Source organism: Caulobacter sp. FWC26, from assembly GCF_002742645.2.
In the GTDB taxonomy this organism is placed as follows: domain Bacteria; phylum Pseudomonadota; class Alphaproteobacteria; order Caulobacterales; family Caulobacteraceae; genus Caulobacter.
The window spans coordinates 3,203,338-3,221,579 of sequence record NZ_CP033875.1; the positions used below are offsets into that span (position 1 = coordinate 3,203,338).

Annotated in this window: 17 protein-coding genes, 1 pseudogene and 1 riboswitch; of the genes and pseudogenes, 9 read left to right on the plus strand and 9 right to left on the minus strand. The window is 67.6% G+C overall.

Annotated elements, in window-relative coordinates:
• The first annotated feature begins 102 nt into the window (after positions 1–102).
• From CSW63_RS16855 to CSW63_RS16870, 4 genes are all read left to right on the plus strand, one after another.
• Positions 103–756 carry a YjfK family protein gene (locus CSW63_RS16855; RefSeq protein ID WP_168193746.1) on the plus strand — a complete coding sequence of 218 codons (654 nt, stop codon included), beginning with the start codon at positions 103–105 and terminating at the stop codon, positions 754–756.
• A gap of 50 nt (positions 757–806) precedes the next feature.
• Positions 807–1,238, plus strand: coding sequence for a DUF350 domain-containing protein (locus CSW63_RS16860; protein ID WP_082749294.1), 432 nt, complete (start codon positions 807–809; stop codon positions 1,236–1,238).
• Between the two features lie 10 nt (positions 1,239–1,248).
• Complete coding sequence (locus CSW63_RS16865; RefSeq protein ID WP_062093505.1) at positions 1,249–1,896, plus strand: DUF1190 domain-containing protein; 648 nt, start codon at positions 1,249–1,251, stop codon at positions 1,894–1,896.
• 146 nt (positions 1,897–2,042) lie between these two features.
• On the plus strand, positions 2,043–2,540 hold the full coding sequence (locus CSW63_RS16870; RefSeq protein WP_062093504.1) for a hypothetical protein: 498 nt from the start codon (positions 2,043–2,045) through the stop codon (positions 2,538–2,540).
• Positions 2,541–2,560: 20 nt separating this feature from the next.
• Here the strand turns inward: CSW63_RS16870 and CSW63_RS16875 are convergent, their stop codons facing one another.
• The 5 genes from CSW63_RS16875 to CSW63_RS16895 form a co-directional block, all read right to left on the minus strand.
• Positions 2,561–3,064, minus strand: a complete 504-nt coding sequence (locus CSW63_RS16875; RefSeq protein WP_062093503.1) for a low molecular weight protein-tyrosine-phosphatase — start codon at positions 3,062–3,064, stop codon at positions 2,561–2,563.
• Complete coding sequence (locus tag CSW63_RS16880) at positions 3,049–6,642, minus strand: hydantoinase B/oxoprolinase family protein (RefSeq protein ID WP_062093502.1); 3,594 nt, start codon at positions 6,640–6,642, stop codon at positions 3,049–3,051. Before CSW63_RS16880 ends, CSW63_RS16875 begins: the two co-directional genes overlap by 16 nt.
• A 90-nt stretch (positions 6,643–6,732) precedes the next feature.
• Positions 6,733–7,308, minus strand: coding sequence for a TMEM165/GDT1 family protein (locus CSW63_RS16885; RefSeq protein WP_099503226.1), 576 nt, complete (start codon positions 7,306–7,308; stop codon positions 6,733–6,735).
• An 85-nt stretch (positions 7,309–7,393) separates the two neighbouring features.
• Positions 7,394–7,503, minus strand: a riboswitch (yybP-ykoY riboswitch).
• A gap of 140 nt (positions 7,504–7,643) precedes the next feature.
• Positions 7,644–8,381, minus strand: coding sequence for a DUF2793 domain-containing protein (locus CSW63_RS16890; protein ID WP_062093500.1), 738 nt, complete (start codon positions 8,379–8,381; stop codon positions 7,644–7,646).
• A 95-nt stretch (positions 8,382–8,476) separates the two neighbouring features.
• Positions 8,477–9,484: a nitronate monooxygenase family protein gene (locus CSW63_RS16895; RefSeq protein WP_062093499.1), complete on the minus strand. Its 1,008-nt coding sequence runs from the start codon at positions 9,482–9,484 to the stop codon at positions 8,477–8,479.
• Between the two features lie 172 nt (positions 9,485–9,656).
• Between CSW63_RS16895 and CSW63_RS16900 the strand changes: the two genes are divergently transcribed.
• Together CSW63_RS16900 and scpA are read left to right on the plus strand one after the other, a co-directional pair.
• Positions 9,657–11,108 (plus strand): methylmalonyl-CoA mutase subunit beta, encoded by a 1,452-nt coding sequence (locus CSW63_RS16900; RefSeq protein WP_062093527.1) that lies wholly within the window; start codon positions 9,657–9,659, stop codon positions 11,106–11,108.
• A 4-nt stretch (positions 11,109–11,112) separates the two neighbouring features.
• Positions 11,113–13,257, plus strand: a complete 2,145-nt coding sequence (gene scpA / locus CSW63_RS16905) for a methylmalonyl-CoA mutase (RefSeq protein WP_062093498.1) — start codon at positions 11,113–11,115, stop codon at positions 13,255–13,257.
• On the opposite strand, the gene CSW63_RS16910 is transcribed toward scpA, so the two are convergent.
• Both CSW63_RS16910 and CSW63_RS16915 read right to left on the minus strand, forming a co-directional pair.
• Positions 13,254–13,715, minus strand: coding sequence for a DUF4112 domain-containing protein (locus CSW63_RS16910; protein ID WP_062093497.1), 462 nt, complete (start codon positions 13,713–13,715; stop codon positions 13,254–13,256). The genes scpA and CSW63_RS16910 overlap by 4 nt on opposite strands.
• Positions 13,716–13,751: 36 nt before the next feature.
• Positions 13,752–14,216, minus strand: coding sequence for a DUF4112 domain-containing protein (locus CSW63_RS16915; RefSeq protein ID WP_082749293.1), 465 nt, complete (start codon positions 14,214–14,216; stop codon positions 13,752–13,754).
• A 182-nt stretch (positions 14,217–14,398) separates the two neighbouring features.
• On the opposite strand from CSW63_RS16915, the gene CSW63_RS16920 reads away from it, so the two are divergent.
• Both CSW63_RS16920 and meaB read left to right on the plus strand, forming a co-directional pair.
• A complete protein-coding gene (locus CSW63_RS16920; protein ID WP_062093496.1) occupies positions 14,399–14,716 on the plus strand; it encodes a YbjQ family protein in 318 nt (105 codons plus the stop codon).
• A 9-nt stretch (positions 14,717–14,725) separates the two neighbouring features.
• Positions 14,726–15,706 (plus strand): methylmalonyl Co-A mutase-associated GTPase MeaB, encoded by a 981-nt coding sequence (gene meaB / locus CSW63_RS16925; RefSeq protein ID WP_062093495.1) that lies wholly within the window; start codon positions 14,726–14,728, stop codon positions 15,704–15,706.
• Between the two features lie 152 nt (positions 15,707–15,858).
• Here the strand turns inward: meaB and CSW63_RS16930 are convergent.
• Together CSW63_RS16930 and CSW63_RS16935 are read right to left on the minus strand one after the other, a co-directional pair.
• Positions 15,859–16,078 (minus strand): annotated as a pseudogene (locus CSW63_RS16930) (hypothetical protein); the annotation flags it as partial.
• 40 nt (positions 16,079–16,118) lie between these two features.
• On the minus strand, positions 16,119–16,748 hold the full coding sequence (locus CSW63_RS16935; RefSeq protein WP_062093494.1) for a glutathione S-transferase family protein: 630 nt from the start codon (positions 16,746–16,748) through the stop codon (positions 16,119–16,121).
• 106 nt (positions 16,749–16,854) lie between these two features.
• On the opposite strand from CSW63_RS16935, the gene CSW63_RS16940 reads away from it, so the two are divergent.
• Complete coding sequence (locus CSW63_RS16940) at positions 16,855–18,189, plus strand: MFS transporter (RefSeq protein ID WP_062093493.1); 1,335 nt, start codon at positions 16,855–16,857, stop codon at positions 18,187–18,189.
• The last annotated feature ends 53 nt before the right edge of the window (positions 18,190–18,242 follow it).

The following is an 18,242-nucleotide window of genomic DNA, read 5'->3' on the forward strand; positions in this document are numbered from 1 at the left end:
GCGTCATCCTGCGGCCGACTTCACCCGAGAGCAAGCCCGCTTTCGGCAGCCCGGCGTCGCCCTGCAGATAAGCGACCCGGCCCAGTATTCGAGGGCTCGCGGATCGCGATGTTCGGAAAACTCTTCGGCCGCAAGGACGAGCCCTCGCGTCTCGCCCTGCCCATCATCCGCAACGTGACGATTGGCCGGACTGTGGTGCTGGACCCGCTGGCCTGGCGACGGCTGGGCGCGGAGACCAAGTTCGCCCTCGACCGCGATACGCTGGAGATCACGGCGCAAGGCCTGATCCAACTGAACGACGGGGCCTTCGTTCATCGGTTCTACACCGACGACGAGATCCTGTTCCAAGTCGTGTCGGACGACCGTGAGGGACAGAAAGCCAACGACTTCACGCTGTTCGCGCCGTGGGCCAGCGAATACCCCGCCGACCGGACGGACCATGAGCTCTGGAACCAACGCCTGCGGTCTCGCACGTTTCAACCCGAAGGCCTGCCGGCCTACACGCGCCTTTGGTTCGGCGACGACGCGGAGCAGCAGGAACCCGTGACCCTTTGGGAAGACGTTTATTACGCGCGCGATGCCGACATGCCCGACCGCCGTCTGTTCCAGACCGCTATGCTGTTCCACCGAGACCTGCTCGGGGGTGACGGGCGCGAGCTGCTGCTGGCTCTGACCCTGGAGCCCGAGGACAGCAAGGACATCAGCCACGAGACCATGATTGGCCTGCCTCTATCGGTGGGCGAGTTCCGAGCCTGAGTTTTGACAATTCACTCGTCCGGTCGCCACGCGCCGGTCGAACGGCCTTCTTGGGGAGAGCCAATCAGATGTTCGACTTCATCGGTTTCAAGGCAGGGGCGGTGGCCTTCCTGCTGGCCTTCGTGGTAGCCGGCCTGTTCACCATCGCCTTCAAGTACGTCTACCAGTGGGTGACGCCGTACAACGAGCGCGCCTTGATCCGGCAAGGCAACACCGCGGCCGCCATTGCTCTGGCCGGCGCCTTGATCGGCTATGTTTTGCCGCTGGCCTCGGCGCTGAGCCATACGGTCAGCCTGCCCGAGTTCGCAGCCTGGGCGACGCTCGCCGGTGTAATCCAGATCGCGGCCTTCACCGGCGTGCGTCTCGTCGCCCTGCCCGACGTCAAGGCGCGCATCGAGAACGGCGAGGTCTCGATCGGCGTCTATCTGGCGGGCATCTCCATCGCGGTCGGCCTGCTTAACGCCGCCTGCATGACCACCTGAGGATCTCGTCATGACCGCTCCTCGCAAGCGCTCCAACTCGCTGAAGCTCAGCACCATGCTGGCCGGCGCGGCCTCGCTGACCCTGGCGGGCTGTGACGATCCCTCGCCACAAGCAAGCTGGGATCCCAACCGCGGCGAAAAGGTGGAGGCGTTCAGCTACAAGAGCCTCGCCGAATGCCAGGTGGCCAACGAGGTCTCCGACGAGCAGTGCGAAAAGTCCTGGGCGGCGGCCCAGAAGGACGACGCCGAAAAGGCGCCGCGCTACGAAGCCCGCGCGACCTGTGAAGAGGCCTACGGGGCTGGGAACTGCGTACCCCGCACCGAGAACGGGCAGAGCTTCTTTGGGCCCATGCTCGCCGGTTTCGTCATCGGCCGCATGCTGGACGGCGGCGGCGGGTACTATCGCGGCACCGGCATGTACCGCCGGGACGATCGCGATGGCGGCGGCTACTACTCCACCTGGGGCGGACGCCTCGGGCGCGACTATGGCACCGGCAAGACGGTCATCAGCAAGACCAGCATCGACCCGCCGGATGTGATCCGCAACGCGCCGCCCAAGGTGCAGACCCGCACCTCTGTCGTCTCGCGCGGCGGCTTCGGCGGCGGGCGCAGCTACGCCAGCAGCAGCGGCGGCTTCAAGGGCGGCTTCGGCGGCTAAGTCGTAGCCATCTCGTTTTTGCGATTGACTCGCAATAGCTCAACACGTTTACTTGCGAAGCGTTCGCAGGAACGTGTCGGGCCGCTCACCGAAGTCGGTTCGCCAGGGCGGGTGTCGGCCCCCTGCCAGGCGAGGAGATTTACGGCGTGCGGCCCGACCATTTCACCGATCTCTTCTCCGACGCCGCTCTGGACCGTTGCGGCCCCGCCGGTCTGGCCGAGGGTGAGCGCGTCCTGCTCTGGATGCTGCGCCAGTGGGCTGCGGCCCGTGTGCTGCGGGAAGAACCCGGCGCGCGCCTCTCAAAGACCGCTGGAGCCCTGATCTCGCCTCGCCTGGCCAGCGCCTTCATCCTGATGATGAGCGCCATTGAGGGGCAGGTTCGTCGCCCGCTGCGCTTCTCGACGCCAGGCTGCCGCAGCTACGTTGACGACGAGCAACGCCTCATCGTGGCCTGTGGCGTCAGCCCGGCAAGCTCAGAGATGGCCGATCGCCTGATCGAAGGCCTCGTAATCGCGCCCGAAGCCGTGACCTTGATGGCCCGCTACCTGAACGCCGCCTTGGCGCAGGAAGGCATGGCCTTGCCGATGCGCCTGGACGAGCCGGTGATCGGCAGCGCGCCCCTGCGCCCAAGAACGCTGCACTAGCGCCTTCGGGACGTGGAGCGTCACTCGCTGGCCCGAGTCCAGCCCTCGTCGATCAGGCGTCGCGCCAGGGCCTGGGCGGCCATGACGACATCGTTCCAGGTCACGTCGAAGCCGGCGTCGGTCCCGTAGTAGGGATCGATGACCGCACGCCCCGCGTGGCCGTCCACCAGGTTCATCAGCAACCCCACATCGGCGGTTGCGTCAGCCGGGGCGACGTTCAGAAGGCCGCGCAGGTTGTCGTGATCCAGCGCGTAGATGTGGGCGAAGGTCCTGAAGTCGTCGGGTCGAATCTGACGGGCGCGCAGGCCGCTGATGTCGACGCCATTGCGACGCGCCACGGCGATCGCGCGCGCGTCTGGAGCCTCGCCCTTGTGCCAACCGCCGGTGCCGGCGCTGTCGGCGGTGACGTCCAGTCCCAGCCGCTCGGCCTCCGCGCGAAACGCGCCCTCGGCCAGGGGAGAACGACAGATATTGCCCATGCAAACAAAGAGAACCGCCGCCCGCGCCATCACGCCTTCCCCCAACCCCCGCCGCCCGGCGTTTCGATGACAATCACATCGCCCGGCGTCACCGCTACGAGGTCGGTTGCGCCCAGGGCTTGAACCTGACCATCGGCGCGCTCGACCCGCGCAGATCCCAGAGCCCCGGCCGCCCCACCCTGCAGCCCGAACGGCGCCACCCGGCGGCGGTTCGACAACAGGGTTGCGGTCATGGGTTCGCGGAAGCCGATCTTGCGAACCACGCCGTCACCGCCCCGGTTCGCGCCCGCCCCACCCGAGCCGCGCCGGATCGAAAAGGCCTGGACCAGCACGGGATAGCGCGCTTCCAAAACCTCGGGATCGGTCAGGCGGCTATTGGTCATGTGGGTCTGAACCGCATCGGTCCCGACGAAGTCAGGCCCTGCGCCCGAGCCGCCGCAAATGGTCTCGTAGTACTGTCGGCGATCATCGCCGAACGTGAAATTATTCATCGTGCCTTGCGCCGCCGCCATGACGCCCAGGGCGCCATAGAGGGCGTCGACCACCACCTGGCTGGTCTCGACATTGCCCGCCACCACCGCCGCCGGATAGCGCGGGCGCAGCATCGAGCCCTCGGGGATCACCAGCTCGACCGGCCGCAGGCAGCCGTCGTTCATCGGGATTTCGTCGTCGACCAGCGTGCGGAAGACATAGAGCGCCGCCGCCCGGCAGATCGAGGCCGGGGCGTTGAAGTTGGTCGGGACCTGATCGCTGGTGCCCGTAAAGTCGACGCGCGCGGTGCGGGCGGCTTGGTCGACCGTGATCGCGACCTTCACCACCGAGCCGTCATCCAGTTCATAGGCGAAGGCGCCGCTCTTCATCGTCGCCAGCACGCGGCGGACGGCCTCTTCGGCGTTGTCTTGGACATGCGCCATGTAGGCTTCAACCACGTCCATGCCGAATTCGTCGACCATCCCGGTCAGGGCCTCGGCGCCCCGCGCGCAGGCCGCGATCTGGGCCTTTAGGTCGCCGATGTTCTGATCCGGATTGCGCGCCGGCCAGCGGCCCGAAGCCAACAGCGCCCGCGTCTCGGCCTCACGGAAGCGGCCGCCTTCGACCAGCAGGAAGTTCTCGATCAGAACCCCCTCTTCCTCGACGGTGCGGCTGCTGGGCGGCATGGAGCCCGGCGTGATCCCGCCGATATCGCCCTGGTGACCGCGTGCGGCGACGTAGAAGCGGAGCGCGCCCTCCGCGCCAAACACCGGCATGACAACGGTCACATCCGGCAGGTGCGTGCCCCCATTATAGGGCGCGTTCAGCATATAGACGTCGCCGGGCAGCATGCCTCGACCATCGTCCCGCCGCGCCTCACGGATCGCCCGCACGCTGTCGCCCATCGAGCCCAGGTGCACGGGCATGTGCGGGGCGTTGGCGATCAGGTTTCCATCGCGATCGAACAGCGCGCACGAGAAGTCGAGGCGCTCCTTGATGTTCACCGAATAGGCGGTGTTCTGCAGCGCGAAACCCATCTCCTCGGCCACGGCCATGAAGAGGTTGTTGAACACCTCCAGCATCACCGGATCGGCATCCGTGCCGATGGCCTTGCGGCTCGGCAGGGCGACGACCCGCTCAAGCACCAGGTTCAGATGAGCATCGACGGTCGCGCGCCAGCCGGGTTCGACCACGGTGGTGCCCGTAGCTTCGCGGATGATCGCGGGCCCTGGGACCTCGGCGCCGACCGCCAGCGCTTCACGGTCGAACACCGGCGTCAGACGGACCTCGCCAGCCATCCGGACCTCGACCGTCGCCAGGGCCACCGGCTCGGCGCAGCGAGCCTCGCCGCCAAAGCTAGGACGCGCCCCGGAGTTCGGGTGACCGATCGCCTCTACCGACAGGGTTTCGACCACCAGTGGCGTCGTCGGCGAGGTGAAGCCAAAGCGACGCTGGTGGAGCTCTTCGAAGGTCTCGCGGACGCGGTCATCAAGCAGCGTGACCAGCGGCGTGTCCGTGCCAGCGTACTTGACCCGCAGGCTGGCCACGGTCTCCAGCGACGCCAGCGGAACATCCTGCGCGCGCAGCGCGGCTTCCGCCTCGGCGGCGAGGCGTCCGGCGCGCTCGGCCAGATCATCGGCCTCGTCCAGAGGTCGCTCAACCGTCTCCTCGCGGATCAGCCGCAGGTCCGCCAGCCCCATGCCGTAGGCCGAAAGCACCCCGGCGAAGGGGTGGATCATGACCTTGGTCATGCCCAAGGCGTCGGCCACCAGGCATGCGTGCTGCCCGCCCGCCCCACCGAAACAGGCCAGGACATAGCGGGTGACGTCATAGCCCCGCTGGATCGAGATCTGTCGCACGGCCTTGGCCATGTTCTCGACGGCGATGGTGACGAAGCCCTCGGCGACCTCCTGCGGGGTCATCACGCGGCTGGTCGCCGTAGCAATTTGCGCCGCCAGCGCCTCGAAACCGCGCGTGACAGCCTCGACGTCGAGCGGCTGGTCGGCGCTCGGCCCAAACACCTTCGGGAAGAACTCGGGCCGCAGCTTGCCCAGCATGACGTTGCAGTCGGTGACGGTCAGCGGCCCGCCCCGGCGATAGGCCGCCGGCCCCGGAACCGCGCCGGCCGAGGCCGGCCCTACCCGCAGCCGCGCGCCGTCGAAGCTGCAGATCGAACCGCCGCCCGCCGCCACGGTGTGGATGTTCATCATTGGCGCGCGCATCCGCACGCCCGCCACGACGGTCTCGAAAGCCCGCTCGTACTCGCCGGCATAGTGGCAGACATCGGTCGAGGTGCCGCCCATGTCGAAACCGATCACCCGGTCGAACCCCGCCTCGGCCGCCGTCCGCGCCATGCCGACCACGCCCCCCGCCGGTCCGGAGAGGATGGCGTCCTTGCCCCGGAAAGCCCGGGCATCGGTCAGACCACCGTTCGACTGCATGAACAGCAGCCGCGTGTCGTGGCCCAGCGCGCCCGCGACCTGGTCGACATAGCGCCGCAGGATCGGCGACAGATAGGCGTCGACCACCGTGGTGTCGCCCCGCCCGACCAGCTTCATCAGCGGGCTGACCTCGTGACTGACCGAAACCTGGGAAAAGCCGATCTCGCGCGCGATCACCGCGACCCGCGCCTCGTGATTGGTGAAGCGGAAGCCGTGCAGCAGCACGATCGCCACGGCGCGGAACCCGGCGTCGTAGGCGGCTTGCAGGTCGCGCCGCGCAGCGTCTTCGTCCAACGGACGGAGCACCTGGCCTTCGACGCTCACCCGCTCGTCGATCTGGACGACGCGGTCGTAGAGCGCCTCAGGCTTGACGATATGGCGTTCAAACAGTTTAGGCCGCGCCTGGTAACCGATCCGCAGGGCGTCCGCATGCCCCTTGGTGATGGCCAGGACCGTCGGCTCGCCTTTGCGCTCCAGGAGGGCGTTGGTGGCGACGGTCGTTCCCATCTTCACCGCGTCGATGCGCGCGCCGTCAGGCAGTAGCGCTCGGACACCCGCCACGGCGGCGTCGGCATAGTGCTCGGGATTTTCCGACAGCAGTTTGTGGGTCACCAGCGAACCATCGGGCCGACGCGCGACGATGTCGGTGAAGGTGCCGCCTCGGTCGATCCAGAACTCCCAGCCGCGCGCGGTTTGGTCGGTGGCGGTCATGAGATGGCTGGACTCCCTTCGTGCTCCTCCCTTACCCGCCATCCTTCATCTCGTCATCCCGGCCGCCCGGGATGACGAGGTTGTAGGCGCCTACTTCAAGACCCCCAGCAACTCCGCCGCCTGCCACAGGCCCAGCAGCAGGAAGATCACCGCCGCACCGATGCGGACATACTTCAGCGGCACCACCTTGGTCGCCGCCTCGCCGAGATATACGGCTGGGACGTTAGCCAGCATCATGCCCAGGGTGGTGCCGGCGGCTACCCAGCCGATCGAATGGAACTTGGCCCCCAGGGCGACGGTGGCGATCTGAGTCTTGTCGCCCATTTCGACCAGGAAGAAGGCGATCGTGGTGGTCAGGAACACGCCGTAGCGACCCGCGCTAGGCGCATCCTCGTCATCGGCCTTGTCGGGGATTAGCGCCCAGGCGGCCATGGCGATGAACGAGATGGCGATCGCCCACCTGAACCAAACTCCGCTCAGGAAGTCCGACACCCAGTAGCCCGCCGTAGCGGCCAGGGCGTGGTTGGCGAGGGTCGCCACCAGGATGCCCATGATGATCGGGATCGGCTTTTTGAACCGTGTGGCTAGGATGATGGCCAGAAGCTGGGTCTTGTCGCCGATCTCGGCGATGGCCACGACGAGGGTCGAGACGAGCAGGCTTTCCATGAAAACAATCCTCGGGCCGGGCGCATGCCAATAGCGTCGATACCCCACCCGGCCCGGATGACGATCGGCGCCATTGGTCTCGCCAAGGAAGCTGCAAGTCCGCTTCCCTTCCCCGCGCCATGATCCAGAAGACCAAGTGTGTTGACGGCGGGGCCCGCTGATAGGCGCGGGCGGCTACTCCCCAAAGGTGGGCGGCGTTTAGCGGTTGAAGAGGATCAGGTCAATCTCCCTTCCCCCTTCATGGGGGAAGGGTCGGGGATGGGGGTGATGCGGCCGGTCAGCCACATAGGCCGTAGATCACCCCCACCCTGCCCTCCCCCATCAAGGGGGAGGGTTCAGACAGAGGCCGGCGCGTCGAAGCGCAGGACGTGGATGGCCACGCGCACCTTGCCGCCGACGAAGCTTCCGCCGACCGCCGTCAGCACCACGGGCGTGTCGGCATAGTAGGCCGTCGGCCCGACGACCCCGACATTGCTGGAATTCTTGGCCACGCCCAGCGAGCCGCCGAACTTGCTGGCCTCGCCCGCGACGCCGCAGTCATAGGCGGCCGCTCCGGTGATCGCGACCGTGGTTCGCGTCGAAACGGCCAACACGATGGCGCGGTTCGGGATGGCGATGGTGGTCGGGGTCGAGGCGCCTGACAGCGTCAACTCCTCTTCCAGGAGTTCCAGCCGCGTATTGGCGAGACCGGGTGAGGCTGCGGCGACCGTGCTTCGGAACGTCGCCGACAGCGGCGTCCAGGCCGCGCCATCGAACGCGACGATCTGGTTCTCGTCCTTGACCCAGGCGAGGACACCTTCGGCAGGAGCAAGCGGCTCCCAGGCGCCGGCCTCGAAGCGCATCAGGGTTCCGGCCGGCTGCCCCGTCCATGCCGAGCCAGAGGCGGCGACGGGCAGGATCCAGACGCCGCCGGCGACAGGACTGGCAGGCTGCGCCGCGACCAGGCGGCTTTCGACCGCCAACTGAACGAGGCCGTCCAGCCTGGCGAGGCTTTCATTGATGGGGATATGCTTTTGCGCCTGGGCGGCGACCACGTAGGGCAGGCCAAGGCGGGGCGTGACATCGTCGAACATGGGCGGCTCCAAGAGCGGGGTTTAAATCCGCTCCAAGCATCGGGCCGCCGTGACGCGCGGGGACGGAGCCAGCTCCGTCCCCATGATCCACCCGCCTACTCGGCGGCGAAAGCCAAGTGTTTTCCGGCAGTAAAGGCGGTTTTCGCAGCCAACTCGGCCTTGGCTTGCTCATACTCCGCCGCGAACTTGGCGACGAGTTCGCCGGCGGTCAGGACGTTGTCGATGGCGCCGATGCCCTGGCCGCAGCCCCAGATGTCGCGCCAGGCCTTGGCTTCCTGGTTGCCGCCCGAGCCGAAGTTCATCTTCGACGGATCGCTTTCCGGCAGATTGTCGGGATCCAGGCCCGCATTGATGACCGAAGGCCGCAGGTAGTTGCCATGAACGCCGGTGAAGAGGTTCGAATACAGAATGTCGTCAGCTTTGCTGTCGACAATCATCTGCTTGTAGCCCTCGACCGCATTGGCCTCCTTCGTGGCGATGAAGGCCGAGCCGACATAGGCCAGGTCCGCGCCCATGGCCTGGGCCGCCAGGATCGAGCGGCCCGAGGCGATCGAGCCGGACAGCGCCACCGGGCCGTCGAACCACTGGCGGATCTCCTGGATCAGCGCGAACGGCGACAGCGTGCCGGCGTGGCCGCCGGCGCCGGCGGCGACGGGGATCAGGCCATCGGCCCCCTTCTCGATCGCCTTGCGGGCGAAGCGGTCGGTGATGACGTCATGCAGGGTGATGCCGCCATACGAGTGAATCGCCTGGTTCACGTCCTCGCGGGCGCCCAGCGAAGTGATGACGAGCGGGACCTTGTACTTCACGCACATGGCGATGTCGTCTTCGAGGCGGTTGTTCGTCTTGTGGACGATCTGGTTCACCGCGAACGGCGCCGACGGCATGTCGGGGTTGGCCTTGTCCCAGGCCGCCAGTTCCTCGGTGATCCGGGCCAGCCATTCGTCGAGCTGAGACAGTGGGCGCGCGTTCAGCGACGGGAACGACCCGACGATGCCCGCCTTGCACTGGGCGATCACCAGGTCCGGGTTGCTGATGATGAACAGCGGCGAGGCGATGACCGGAAGGCGCAGGCGGTCGCGCAGGATCGGCGGCAGGGCCATGAAGAAGCTCCCCTTTGGAGTTCGGCTTGAGACGCCGAATATCTGATCAGCGATCAGCTTAAACAACTGTTTGGCCCGGATGCAAGGCTTGACGGCCGTAGCGGCAGGGGCGCATCACGGTCGAAAATAGAAAAATGCTGCAGTGCAGGAGAGAGACGCTTTGACCGAGGCGATGACGCCCCTGGCCGAGGACTTCGGCGCCCAAGGCGACGCGGCGACCCGCGCGCGCTGGATGGCCCTGGTCGAGAAGACCCTGAAGGGTCAAAGCTTCGGAGACGCGCTCACCGTCAAGACGCCGGATGGCCTGACGGTCCAGCCGCTCTACACCGCCGAAGACGGCGTCGCCGTGGCGCGTGATCTTCGCGTTCGCGATACCGACCGCCCTTGGGACCTGCGGATGCGCTCGGCGCATCCCGATCCTGCGCGGGCGGCCAAGGACGTGCTGACCGACCTGGAAGGCGGTGCGGCCTCGGTTCTGCTGCAGATCGATCCGACCGGCGCGAACGGCGTTGCGGTCGGCTCGGCCGAAGACCTCGGCAAGGCCCTGTCGGGCGTTTTGCTGGACCTCGCGCCTGTCGCGCTGGACGCGGGCTTCCTGGGTCCCAAGGCCGCCGACTGGCTGGCGACCCTGGCCAAGGCTGCGCCGAACGCCCCCCTCGCCTTCCACCTTGATCCGCTGACCGCCTTCGCACAGGCCGGCGTCAGCCCCGGCCCGATCGAGAGCCATGTCTTCAACGCCGCGACGGTGGCCAGCCGCCTGTCGACGACCTACGCCAAGGCCAGCCTGTTCCTGGCCACCGGCCGCGCCGCGCACGAGGCGGGCGGTTCCAATGTCGAGGAACTGGCCCTGATGACGGCCAGCGCTCTCGCCTACGCCAAAGCGCTGGTGCGTTCGGGCCTGACGCCCCACGAGGCGTTCAGCCGCATCGTCCTAGGCGTCAGCCTGGACGGCGAATACTTCACCGGCGTCGCCAAGGTGCGCGCGGCCAAGGCCATCTGGGCGCGGCTCACCGAGTCGTGCGGCGCCACCGTCGCACCCACGATTGAGGCCCGCTCCTCGCGGCGCATGCTGGCCAAGGCCGACGCCTGGACGAACCTGCTGCGTCTAACCTCGGCCGGCTTCGCCGGCGCGGTCGGCGGCGCGGACGCCATCGTGCTGGACGCCTTCACCGACGCGATCGGCCTGCCCACCGCCTTCGCCCGCCGCCAGGCCCGCAACACCCAGCTCGTCCTGATGGAGGAGAGCCATCTGGGCCGCGTCGCCGATCCGGCCGGCGGCGCCTGGTACCTCGACAGCCTGACCGACCAGCTGGCCCGCGCGGCCTGGGCGTCGTTCCAGGCCATCGAAGCCGCCGGCGGGGTCATCAAGGCGCTAGAGAGCGGCCTCGTCTCTGACGCTGTCGCCAAGACGCGCACGGCCCAGGAGGCCGCCTACGCCGACAAGAGCCGCAAGATCCTGGGCGTCACCGTCTTCCCCAACGCCGACGACAAGCCGCCGGAGGTCGAGACGCCCGACCCGTCCGCCTTCGCCGTCCAGGGCCCTGACGTCCGCCTGCCCGGCCCCGACAGCCATTGCCCGGCCCTGACGCCCGTCCGCTTCGCCGCCGCCTTCGAGGGAGCCTGAGCTCATGAGCACGTTCCCCGACTTCACCAAGATCGATTTCGCCGAAGTCCCCGCCCCGGCCGCGCCGAAGGGCGAGGCCTGGAACACGCCCGAGGGCGTCGCCGTGGCCCCCGCCTTTGACGCGAGCGACGTCGATGGCCTCGACTTCACCGGCGGGTTCCCGGGCGTGGCGCCGTTCGTGCGCGGCCCCTACCCGACCATGTACGTGACCAACCCGTGGACGGTGCGTCAGTACGCGGGCTTCTCGACCGCCGAGGACTCCAACGCCTTCTATCGCCGCAATCTGGCGGCCGGTCAGATGGGCCTGTCGGTGGCCTTCGACCTAGCCACCCACCGCGGCTATGACAGCGACCACGAGCGGGTGAAGGGCGACGTCGGCATGGCCGGCGTGGCTATCGACTCGATCCTGGATATGCGCACGCTCTTCAGCGGCATCCCGCTCGACAAGATGAGCGTGTCGATGACCATGAACGGCGCGGTGCTGCCGATCCTGGCGCTCTACATCGTTGCAGCGGAGGAACAGGGCGTTTCCCCCGACAAGCTCTCGGGGACGATCCAGAACGACATCCTCAAAGAGTTCATGGTGCGGAACACCTACATCTATCCGCCCGCGCCCTCGATGCGGATCATCTCGGACATCTTCGCCTTCACCTCGGCGAACATGCCCAAGTTCAACTCGATCTCGATCAGCGGCTATCACATGCAGGAGGCCGGGGCGACGGCCGACCTGGAGCTGGCCTACACCCTGGCCGACGGGGTCGAATACGCCCGCGCCGGCGTGGCGGCGGGCATGAGCATCGACGCCTTCGCACCGCGCCTGTCGTTCTTCTGGGCCATCGGCATGAACTACTTCATGGAAGTGGCCAAGATGCGCGCCGCGCGCCTGCTGTGGGCCCGCCTGATGAAGCGCGAGTTCGATCCCAAGGACGACCGCTCGCTGTCTCTGCGCACCCACAGCCAGACCTCGGGCTGGTCGCTGGCCGCTCAGGACGTGTTCAACAACGTCGCCCGCACCTGCGTCGAGGCCATGGCCGCCGTGAACGGCCAGACCCAGAGCCTGCACACCAATAGTCTCGATGAAGCCCTGGCCCTGCCGACCGACTTCTCGGCCCGGATCAGCCGCAACACCCAGCTGTTCCTGCAGATGGAGAGCGGCACGACCCGCGTCGCCGACCCGTGGGGCGGCAGCTACTACGTCGAGCGCCTGACCTATGAGCTGGCCCAGAAGGCGCTCGCCCACATCGAGGAGGTCGAGGCGCTGGGCGGCATGGCCAAGGCCATCGAGCAGGGCCTGCCCAAGCTCCGCATCGAGGAGGCCGCCGCCCGCACCCAGGCCCGGATCGACAGCGGCAAGCAGAGCGTGGTCGGCGTCAATCGCTACAAGCCCGAGGTGGCCGACGATATCCCGGTTCTGAAGGTCGACAACGGCGCGGTCCGCGCCCAACAGCTGGAGAAGCTGGCCCGCCTGAAGGCCGAGCGTGATCCGGCCGCCACTGAGGCTGCGCTGAAGGCGCTGGAGGATGGCGCCCGGGGCAATGGGAACCTGCTGGCCCTGGCGGTCGACGCCGCCCGCGCCAAGGCCACGGTCGGCGAGATCAGCTATGCGCTGGAGAAGGTGTTCGGTCGCCACCGCGCCGAGATCAAGTCGATCCAGGGGGTCTATATGAAGGAGGCCGGCAACGATCCGACGACGGCCCGCGCCAAGGCCATGGTCGAAGCGTTCGAGCAAGCCGACGGCCGCCGGCCCCGCATCCTGATCGCCAAGATGGGCCAGGACGGCCACGATCGCGGCCAGAAGGTGATCGCCACGGCCTTCGCCGACCTCGGCTTCGACGTCGACATCGGCCCGCTGTTCCAGACCCCGGCCGAGGCCGCCCGCCAGGCGGTCGAGAATGACGTCCACGTGGTCGGCGCCAGCTCGCTCGCGGCGGGTCACCTGACCCTGGCCCCGGAGCTGAAGGCCGAGCTGGCCAAGCAGGGTCGCGACGATATCCTGATGGTCGTGGGCGGGGTCATTCCGCCCCAGGACTTCCAGGCTCTGCGCGACGCTGGCGCGGCGGCGATCTTCCCCCCGGGAACGGTCATCGCCGAGGCCGCGATCGAGCTGCTGGACCAGCTGAACCGGCAGCTCGGCTACACCCAGGCCTAACCGCTCTTCTTGCGGAACAGCCCGCGCTTCTTCCTGGAACGCTCCAGGGCGATGTCGTCGGGGAGGCCGTGGCGGGCCTCGATGTCCTTTTGCAGCGCCTTGGCCGCCATCAGGTGGCCGGGGAACAGCATGTCGACGACCGAGCCCGCGAACGGCACCGCATCGGTCGCGGTGTCGGCCAGGACATAGGCCAGCATCCGGGCGACGGTCGCCATCGACGCGCCCGCGGTGACGGCGTGGTAGACCAGCAACGCGCCGGCGCCGGCGCTATAGAGCGGCCCGACGCCGGGCACCCATGAGAGCACGCCGTCCAGACCCAGGCCAAACGGTCCCAGCCCGATCAGGCGATCGGACAGGCCCTTGATGCTCTCCGCCGAGCGCCAGGCGCGATGGGCCTTGGCGCGGCGATCCGCGTGACGGTCTGCGTAGTTGGCGGAAACGGAGATGTCGTCGGTCATGCTTGGCTGAACGCTCCGTCCCTGTTGTCGTTGCCGTTAGCCCAGGAAGACCACTCGCCGCTTTTCCTTGCCGGCCTGGATACGGGCCAGCAGGTCGCGATACTCCTGCGTCGCCTGGACCTCCTTGCGGGTCCCTTCAAAATAGATCGTGTCGTCCATGTGCTTGGTCAACATGTCGGCCGACCACTTGTGACCCGTGAACAGCACGTCGACCGCCTTGCCCGCCACCGGGATCGAGCCGGCGACCGTATCGATCAGGATGATGGCGCAGATTTGAATGACAATCATCGGCGCGGCCCGCGCCCGCACGGCGTCGAAGACGATCAGGCTGCCCGCCCCCAGGCTGTAGAGCTCGCCCGCCCCCGGGATCCAGGTCAGCAAGCCGTCCAGGCCGACGCCCAAGGGGCCGACGCCTACGACGTTGTCGGAGAGCTTCTTCACCCGCTCCACATTGGCGCGGATGTTGTGCAGCTCGACATGCGATTTCGCGAAGATCACCAAGGGGCTCCGGGGGCGGCAAACAGGATCAATCTGCCTTAAGCCTGGCCGCGCCGGAAGGGCCGGAGCGCCAGATTCCCGCGTTGCGCGAACAGTGTCGTCGAAAGTCTCGCGCGCGGAGGGAGCCCCTCGCGAAAGGCGGCGTTTGCGCTTAAGTTAACGCTATTGCTCGCCAGGATTCCCTGATGCTGATCACGACGACGCCCTTTGTCGAAGGCCGCCCCGTCCAGGCGTACAAAGGCGCAATCTACGCCCAGTCGATCCTGGGCGCGAATGTGGTTCTGGACCTGATGGCGGCGATCCGCGACTTCATCGGCGGTCACTCCAAGTCCTACGAACGCGTCCTGGCCCGCGCCCGCGACGACGCCATGAAGAACCTCGTGAAGGAAGCCGAGAAGCTGGGCGCCAACGCCATCCTCGCGGTCGATCTCGATTACAACACCGTCGGGCCCAATGGCTCGATGATGATGGTTTCGGTTTCCGGGACCGCCGTCGTCCTCTAATCGGGGGACGTGAACCCCGCGCTCGACATCGACACCCTGGAGCAACGCCTGGTCGCTGGCGACCGCGCAGCGCTGGCGCGCGCCATCACCCTGGTCGAGAGCCGCCGACCCGATCACCAGACCGCCGCCCGCACCCTGCTCTCGCGCCTGATGCCGCTGACCGGCCGCGCCCAGCGCATCGGGATCACCGGCGTGCCGGGCGCGGGCAAGTCGACCACGATCGAGCGGTTTGGCTGCAATCTGGTCGAGGCCGGAAACAAGGTGGCGGTGCTGGCCGTCGATCCGTCGTCGGGCCGCCACGGCGGCTCGATCCTGGGCGACAAGACCCGGATGGAGCAGCTGAGCGTCCAGCCGAACGCCTTCATCCGCCCCTCCCCCTCCGGCGGCGCCCTGGGCGGGGTGGCGCGCAAGACCCGCGAGGCGATGCTGCTGTGCGAGGCCGCCGGCTTCGACGTGGTGATCATCGAGACCGTGGGCGTGGGCCAGTCCGAGACGGTGGTGGCGGACATGGTCGACATCTTCCTGGCCGTGCTGATCCCCGGCGGCGGCGATGAGCTGCAGGGCATCAAGAAGGGCCTGATCGAGCTGGCCGACCTGCTGGTCATCAACAAGGCCGACGCCGATCCCGCCAAGGCCGAGCGCTCGGCGCGCGACTACCGCAACGCCCTGCATATCCTGACCCCCGCCCATCCGCACTGGACGCCGCCGGTGCTGACGGCTTCGGGCCTGACCGGCCAGGGACTGGATGTCCTGTGGACCCAGATTCTGCGCCATCGCGAGGTCATGACCGCCAACGGCGCCCGCGCCGCGCGCCGCGCCGACCAGGACGCCCGCTGGATGTGGGCCATGGTCCGCGACCGCCTGGAAGACGCCTTCAAGACCGCCCCTGCCGTGGCGGCGCTGGTTCCTGAGCTGGAGACGGCAGTGCGGCAAGGCGAGGTTCCCGCGTCGGCGGCGGCCGACAGGCTGCTGGCCGCCTTTGGGTTGTGAGCGATGTTTGCAAGCCCCCTTCCCCTTGATGGGGAGGGGACGTGCTTGAGCGATCTCGCGCCGTGCGGCTCGACGTGATCCCGAGAAACCCCGCCCCTCGTGCGCGCTCCTAAAGAGTAAGCCGCACGACCAGACAAAGCCTCCCGGGAGCCGAACGCGGCCCCGCTCAACCTAGCCCCGCCGCCGTGACTCCTCGCGAGAGACCGGTCTGCAAGCAGACCGTTGGGCCGGATCCAAACGCCCTCCCCCGCGACAGGGATGAGTTCAGTATGGGGCGGTTTTAGCGCCGGGGATAAGTTTGGCCGTAAAAGTGAGAAGCGATTGATTTCGTTGGGATTGGCTTCGCCAATTCCGAGCGTTCACGGCGCCCAATTCCCTCTCCCGCTGGGAGAGGGAGCTTCGAAAGGGTTCCTCACCCCGCCTGCGCCGCGCGCTCCCACGCCAGGAACTCCGGCGTCTCCAGCAATCGCTCCGAATAGGCCTGGGCCGCGCCGGCGTCGCCGTAGTCGGCCAGCTTGACGCCATAGGTTCTGAATCGCGTCGCCACGGGCGTGTAGAACGCGTCGGCGATCGACCACGCGCCCAGCAGGAATGGGCCGTGCGAACGGGCGAGCAAGGCGGTCCAGAGCGCCACGATGCGGCGGACATTCTTCTCGGCCGCCTCGGAAAGCTCAAACGCTCGCGGCGTTTCATCCAAAGCCATGGGGCATTCGCTGCGCAGCGCCTGGAAGCCTGAGTGCATCTCGGCGCACGCCGAACGGCCGAGCGCGCGCAGAGTCGGATCATCCGGCCAAAGCTTCGCGTCCGGGAACTTTTCCGCCAGGTATTCGCAGATCGCCAGCGAGTCCCAGATCACCAGATCGCCGTCGCGCAGAGCCGGCGCCAAGCGGCTGGGCGAGATACGGCCGATCTCGTCGCCCGTGGCGTCCCCGCGACGAAGCTCGATCTCGATCTCGGCGAAATCCACGCCCGCCCGTTTGAGCACGAGCCACGGGCGCAGCGACCAGGTGGACCACCGCTTGGTGCCGATCACAAGTTCCACGCCACGCTCCTCACGCCGTTTCAAAAATGCCGGATAGCGTTTTCGCTTAGCCTGCGTCTAAGCTGCCCTCAACGATTAGAACAAATGTTCGAGGGAGAGAGAGTCCATGGCGCAAGACGCCACGCCGTCGCCCGTCATCGCCCCGGTGTCGACGGCCTATCGCCGCTACGCCCTGTGGGTGCTGCTGATCATCTACACCCTGAACTTCCTGGACCGGCAGGTGGTCAACATCCTGGCCGAGCCGATCAAGCGCGATCTGGGCCTGGCCGACTGGCAGCTGGGCATGATGACGGGTCTGGCCTTCGCGATCTTCTACACGGTGCTGGGCATTCCGATCGCGCGGATCGCGGAGACCAAGAACCGGCCCTACATCATCGGGATCTCGGTCGCGGCATGGAGCGCCTTCACGGTGCTGTGCGGCTTCGCCCAGAACTTCTGGCAGCTGATCCTGGCGCGGATCGGCGTGGGCGTCGGCGAGGCCGGCTGCACTCCGCCGGCCCACTCGCTGATCACCGACTATGTGCCCAAGGAAAAGCGGGCTAGCGCCATCGCCTTCTATTCGATCGGCACGCCGTTGGGCACGCTGGCCGGCATGGCGATGGGCGGGCTGGTCGCCGACGCCTATGGCTGGCGCGTGGCGTTCATGGTGGCGGGGGCTCCGGGCATCGTCTTCGCCTTGATCGCGGCCTTCACGCTGGTTGAGCCGCGCAAGAAACTGGCCGCGGAGATGGCCGCCCGCGCAAGCTCGCAGATCAGTTTCGCTGCGGCCCTGGCGGTGCTGGCCACCAAGAAGACCTTCTGGCTGGTGGCGCTGGCCGCGTCGGTGAAGGCGTTCATCGGCTATGGCTACGCGCCGTTCATCGCCTCGTTCTTCTTCCGCGTTCACGGCGCGGACATCGCCCAGCTCGCCGGGATGTTCGGCCTGAAGTCGGCCGGCTTCCTGGGTCTGGCGCTGGGCCTGATCAACGGGACGGCCGGCGTCATCGGCGCCTGGCTGGGCGGCGTCTTGGCCGACCGCCTGGGGGCCAAGGACCTGCGCGCCTACGTCACGGTGCCGGCCATCGCCTCGGTTGTGACCATTCCGATCTTCATTACCGCCGTCAGCCTCGACGCGCCGATGACCGCCATTGGCCTTCTGTCCGTGAACGCCCTGCTGGCGACCCTGTGGTACGGACCCGTCTACGCCACCGCCCAGAGCATCGTCGATCCGGCGCTGCGGGCTACGGCGTCGGCGGTGCTGCTTTTGATCATCAACCTGATCGGGCTTGGCCTTGGCCCTGTCGCCGTCGGTCTGCTCAGCGACATCCTCGCTGGCCCGGTGGGGCTGGGCGAGGCGCAAGGCGTGCGCTGGGCCCTGATGATCTCGGCCACCCTGGGCCTTTTGGCGTTCGCGCTGTTCTGGGCCGCCCGCAAGACCATCCGCGACGAGATGGTCAGCTGATTTAGAGGCTCCCCCGTGACGCGGGGGAGCCTCTCCATTTCTCCTCTGGCGCT

Coding starts and splice junctions, on each gene's coding strand:
- CSW63_RS16865 (WP_062093505.1), top strand. CDS start 1,249: ATGACCGCTCCTCGCAAGCGCTCCAACTCGCTGAAGCTCAGCACCATG.
- CSW63_RS16880 (WP_062093502.1), bottom strand. CDS start 6,642: ATGACCGCCACCGACCAAACCGCGCGCGGCTGGGAGTTCTGGATCGAC.
- CSW63_RS16885 (WP_099503226.1), bottom strand. CDS start 7,308: ATGGAAAGCCTGCTCGTCTCGACCCTCGTCGTGGCCATCGCCGAGATC.
- CSW63_RS16890 (WP_062093500.1), bottom strand. CDS start 8,381: ATGTTCGACGATGTCACGCCCCGCCTTGGCCTGCCCTACGTGGTCGCC.
- CSW63_RS16895 (WP_062093499.1), bottom strand. CDS start 9,484: ATGGCCCTGCCGCCGATCCTGCGCGACCGCCTGCGCCTTCCGGTCATC.
- CSW63_RS16900 (WP_062093527.1), top strand. CDS start 9,657: ATGACGCCCCTGGCCGAGGACTTCGGCGCCCAAGGCGACGCGGCGACC.
- scpA (WP_062093498.1), top strand. CDS start 11,113: ATGAGCACGTTCCCCGACTTCACCAAGATCGATTTCGCCGAAGTCCCC.
- CSW63_RS16910 (WP_062093497.1), bottom strand. CDS start 13,715: ATGACCGACGACATCTCCGTTTCCGCCAACTACGCAGACCGTCACGCG.
- CSW63_RS16920 (WP_062093496.1), top strand. CDS start 14,399: ATGCTGATCACGACGACGCCCTTTGTCGAAGGCCGCCCCGTCCAGGCG.
- CSW63_RS16940 (WP_062093493.1), top strand. CDS start 16,855: ATGGCGCAAGACGCCACGCCGTCGCCCGTCATCGCCCCGGTGTCGACG.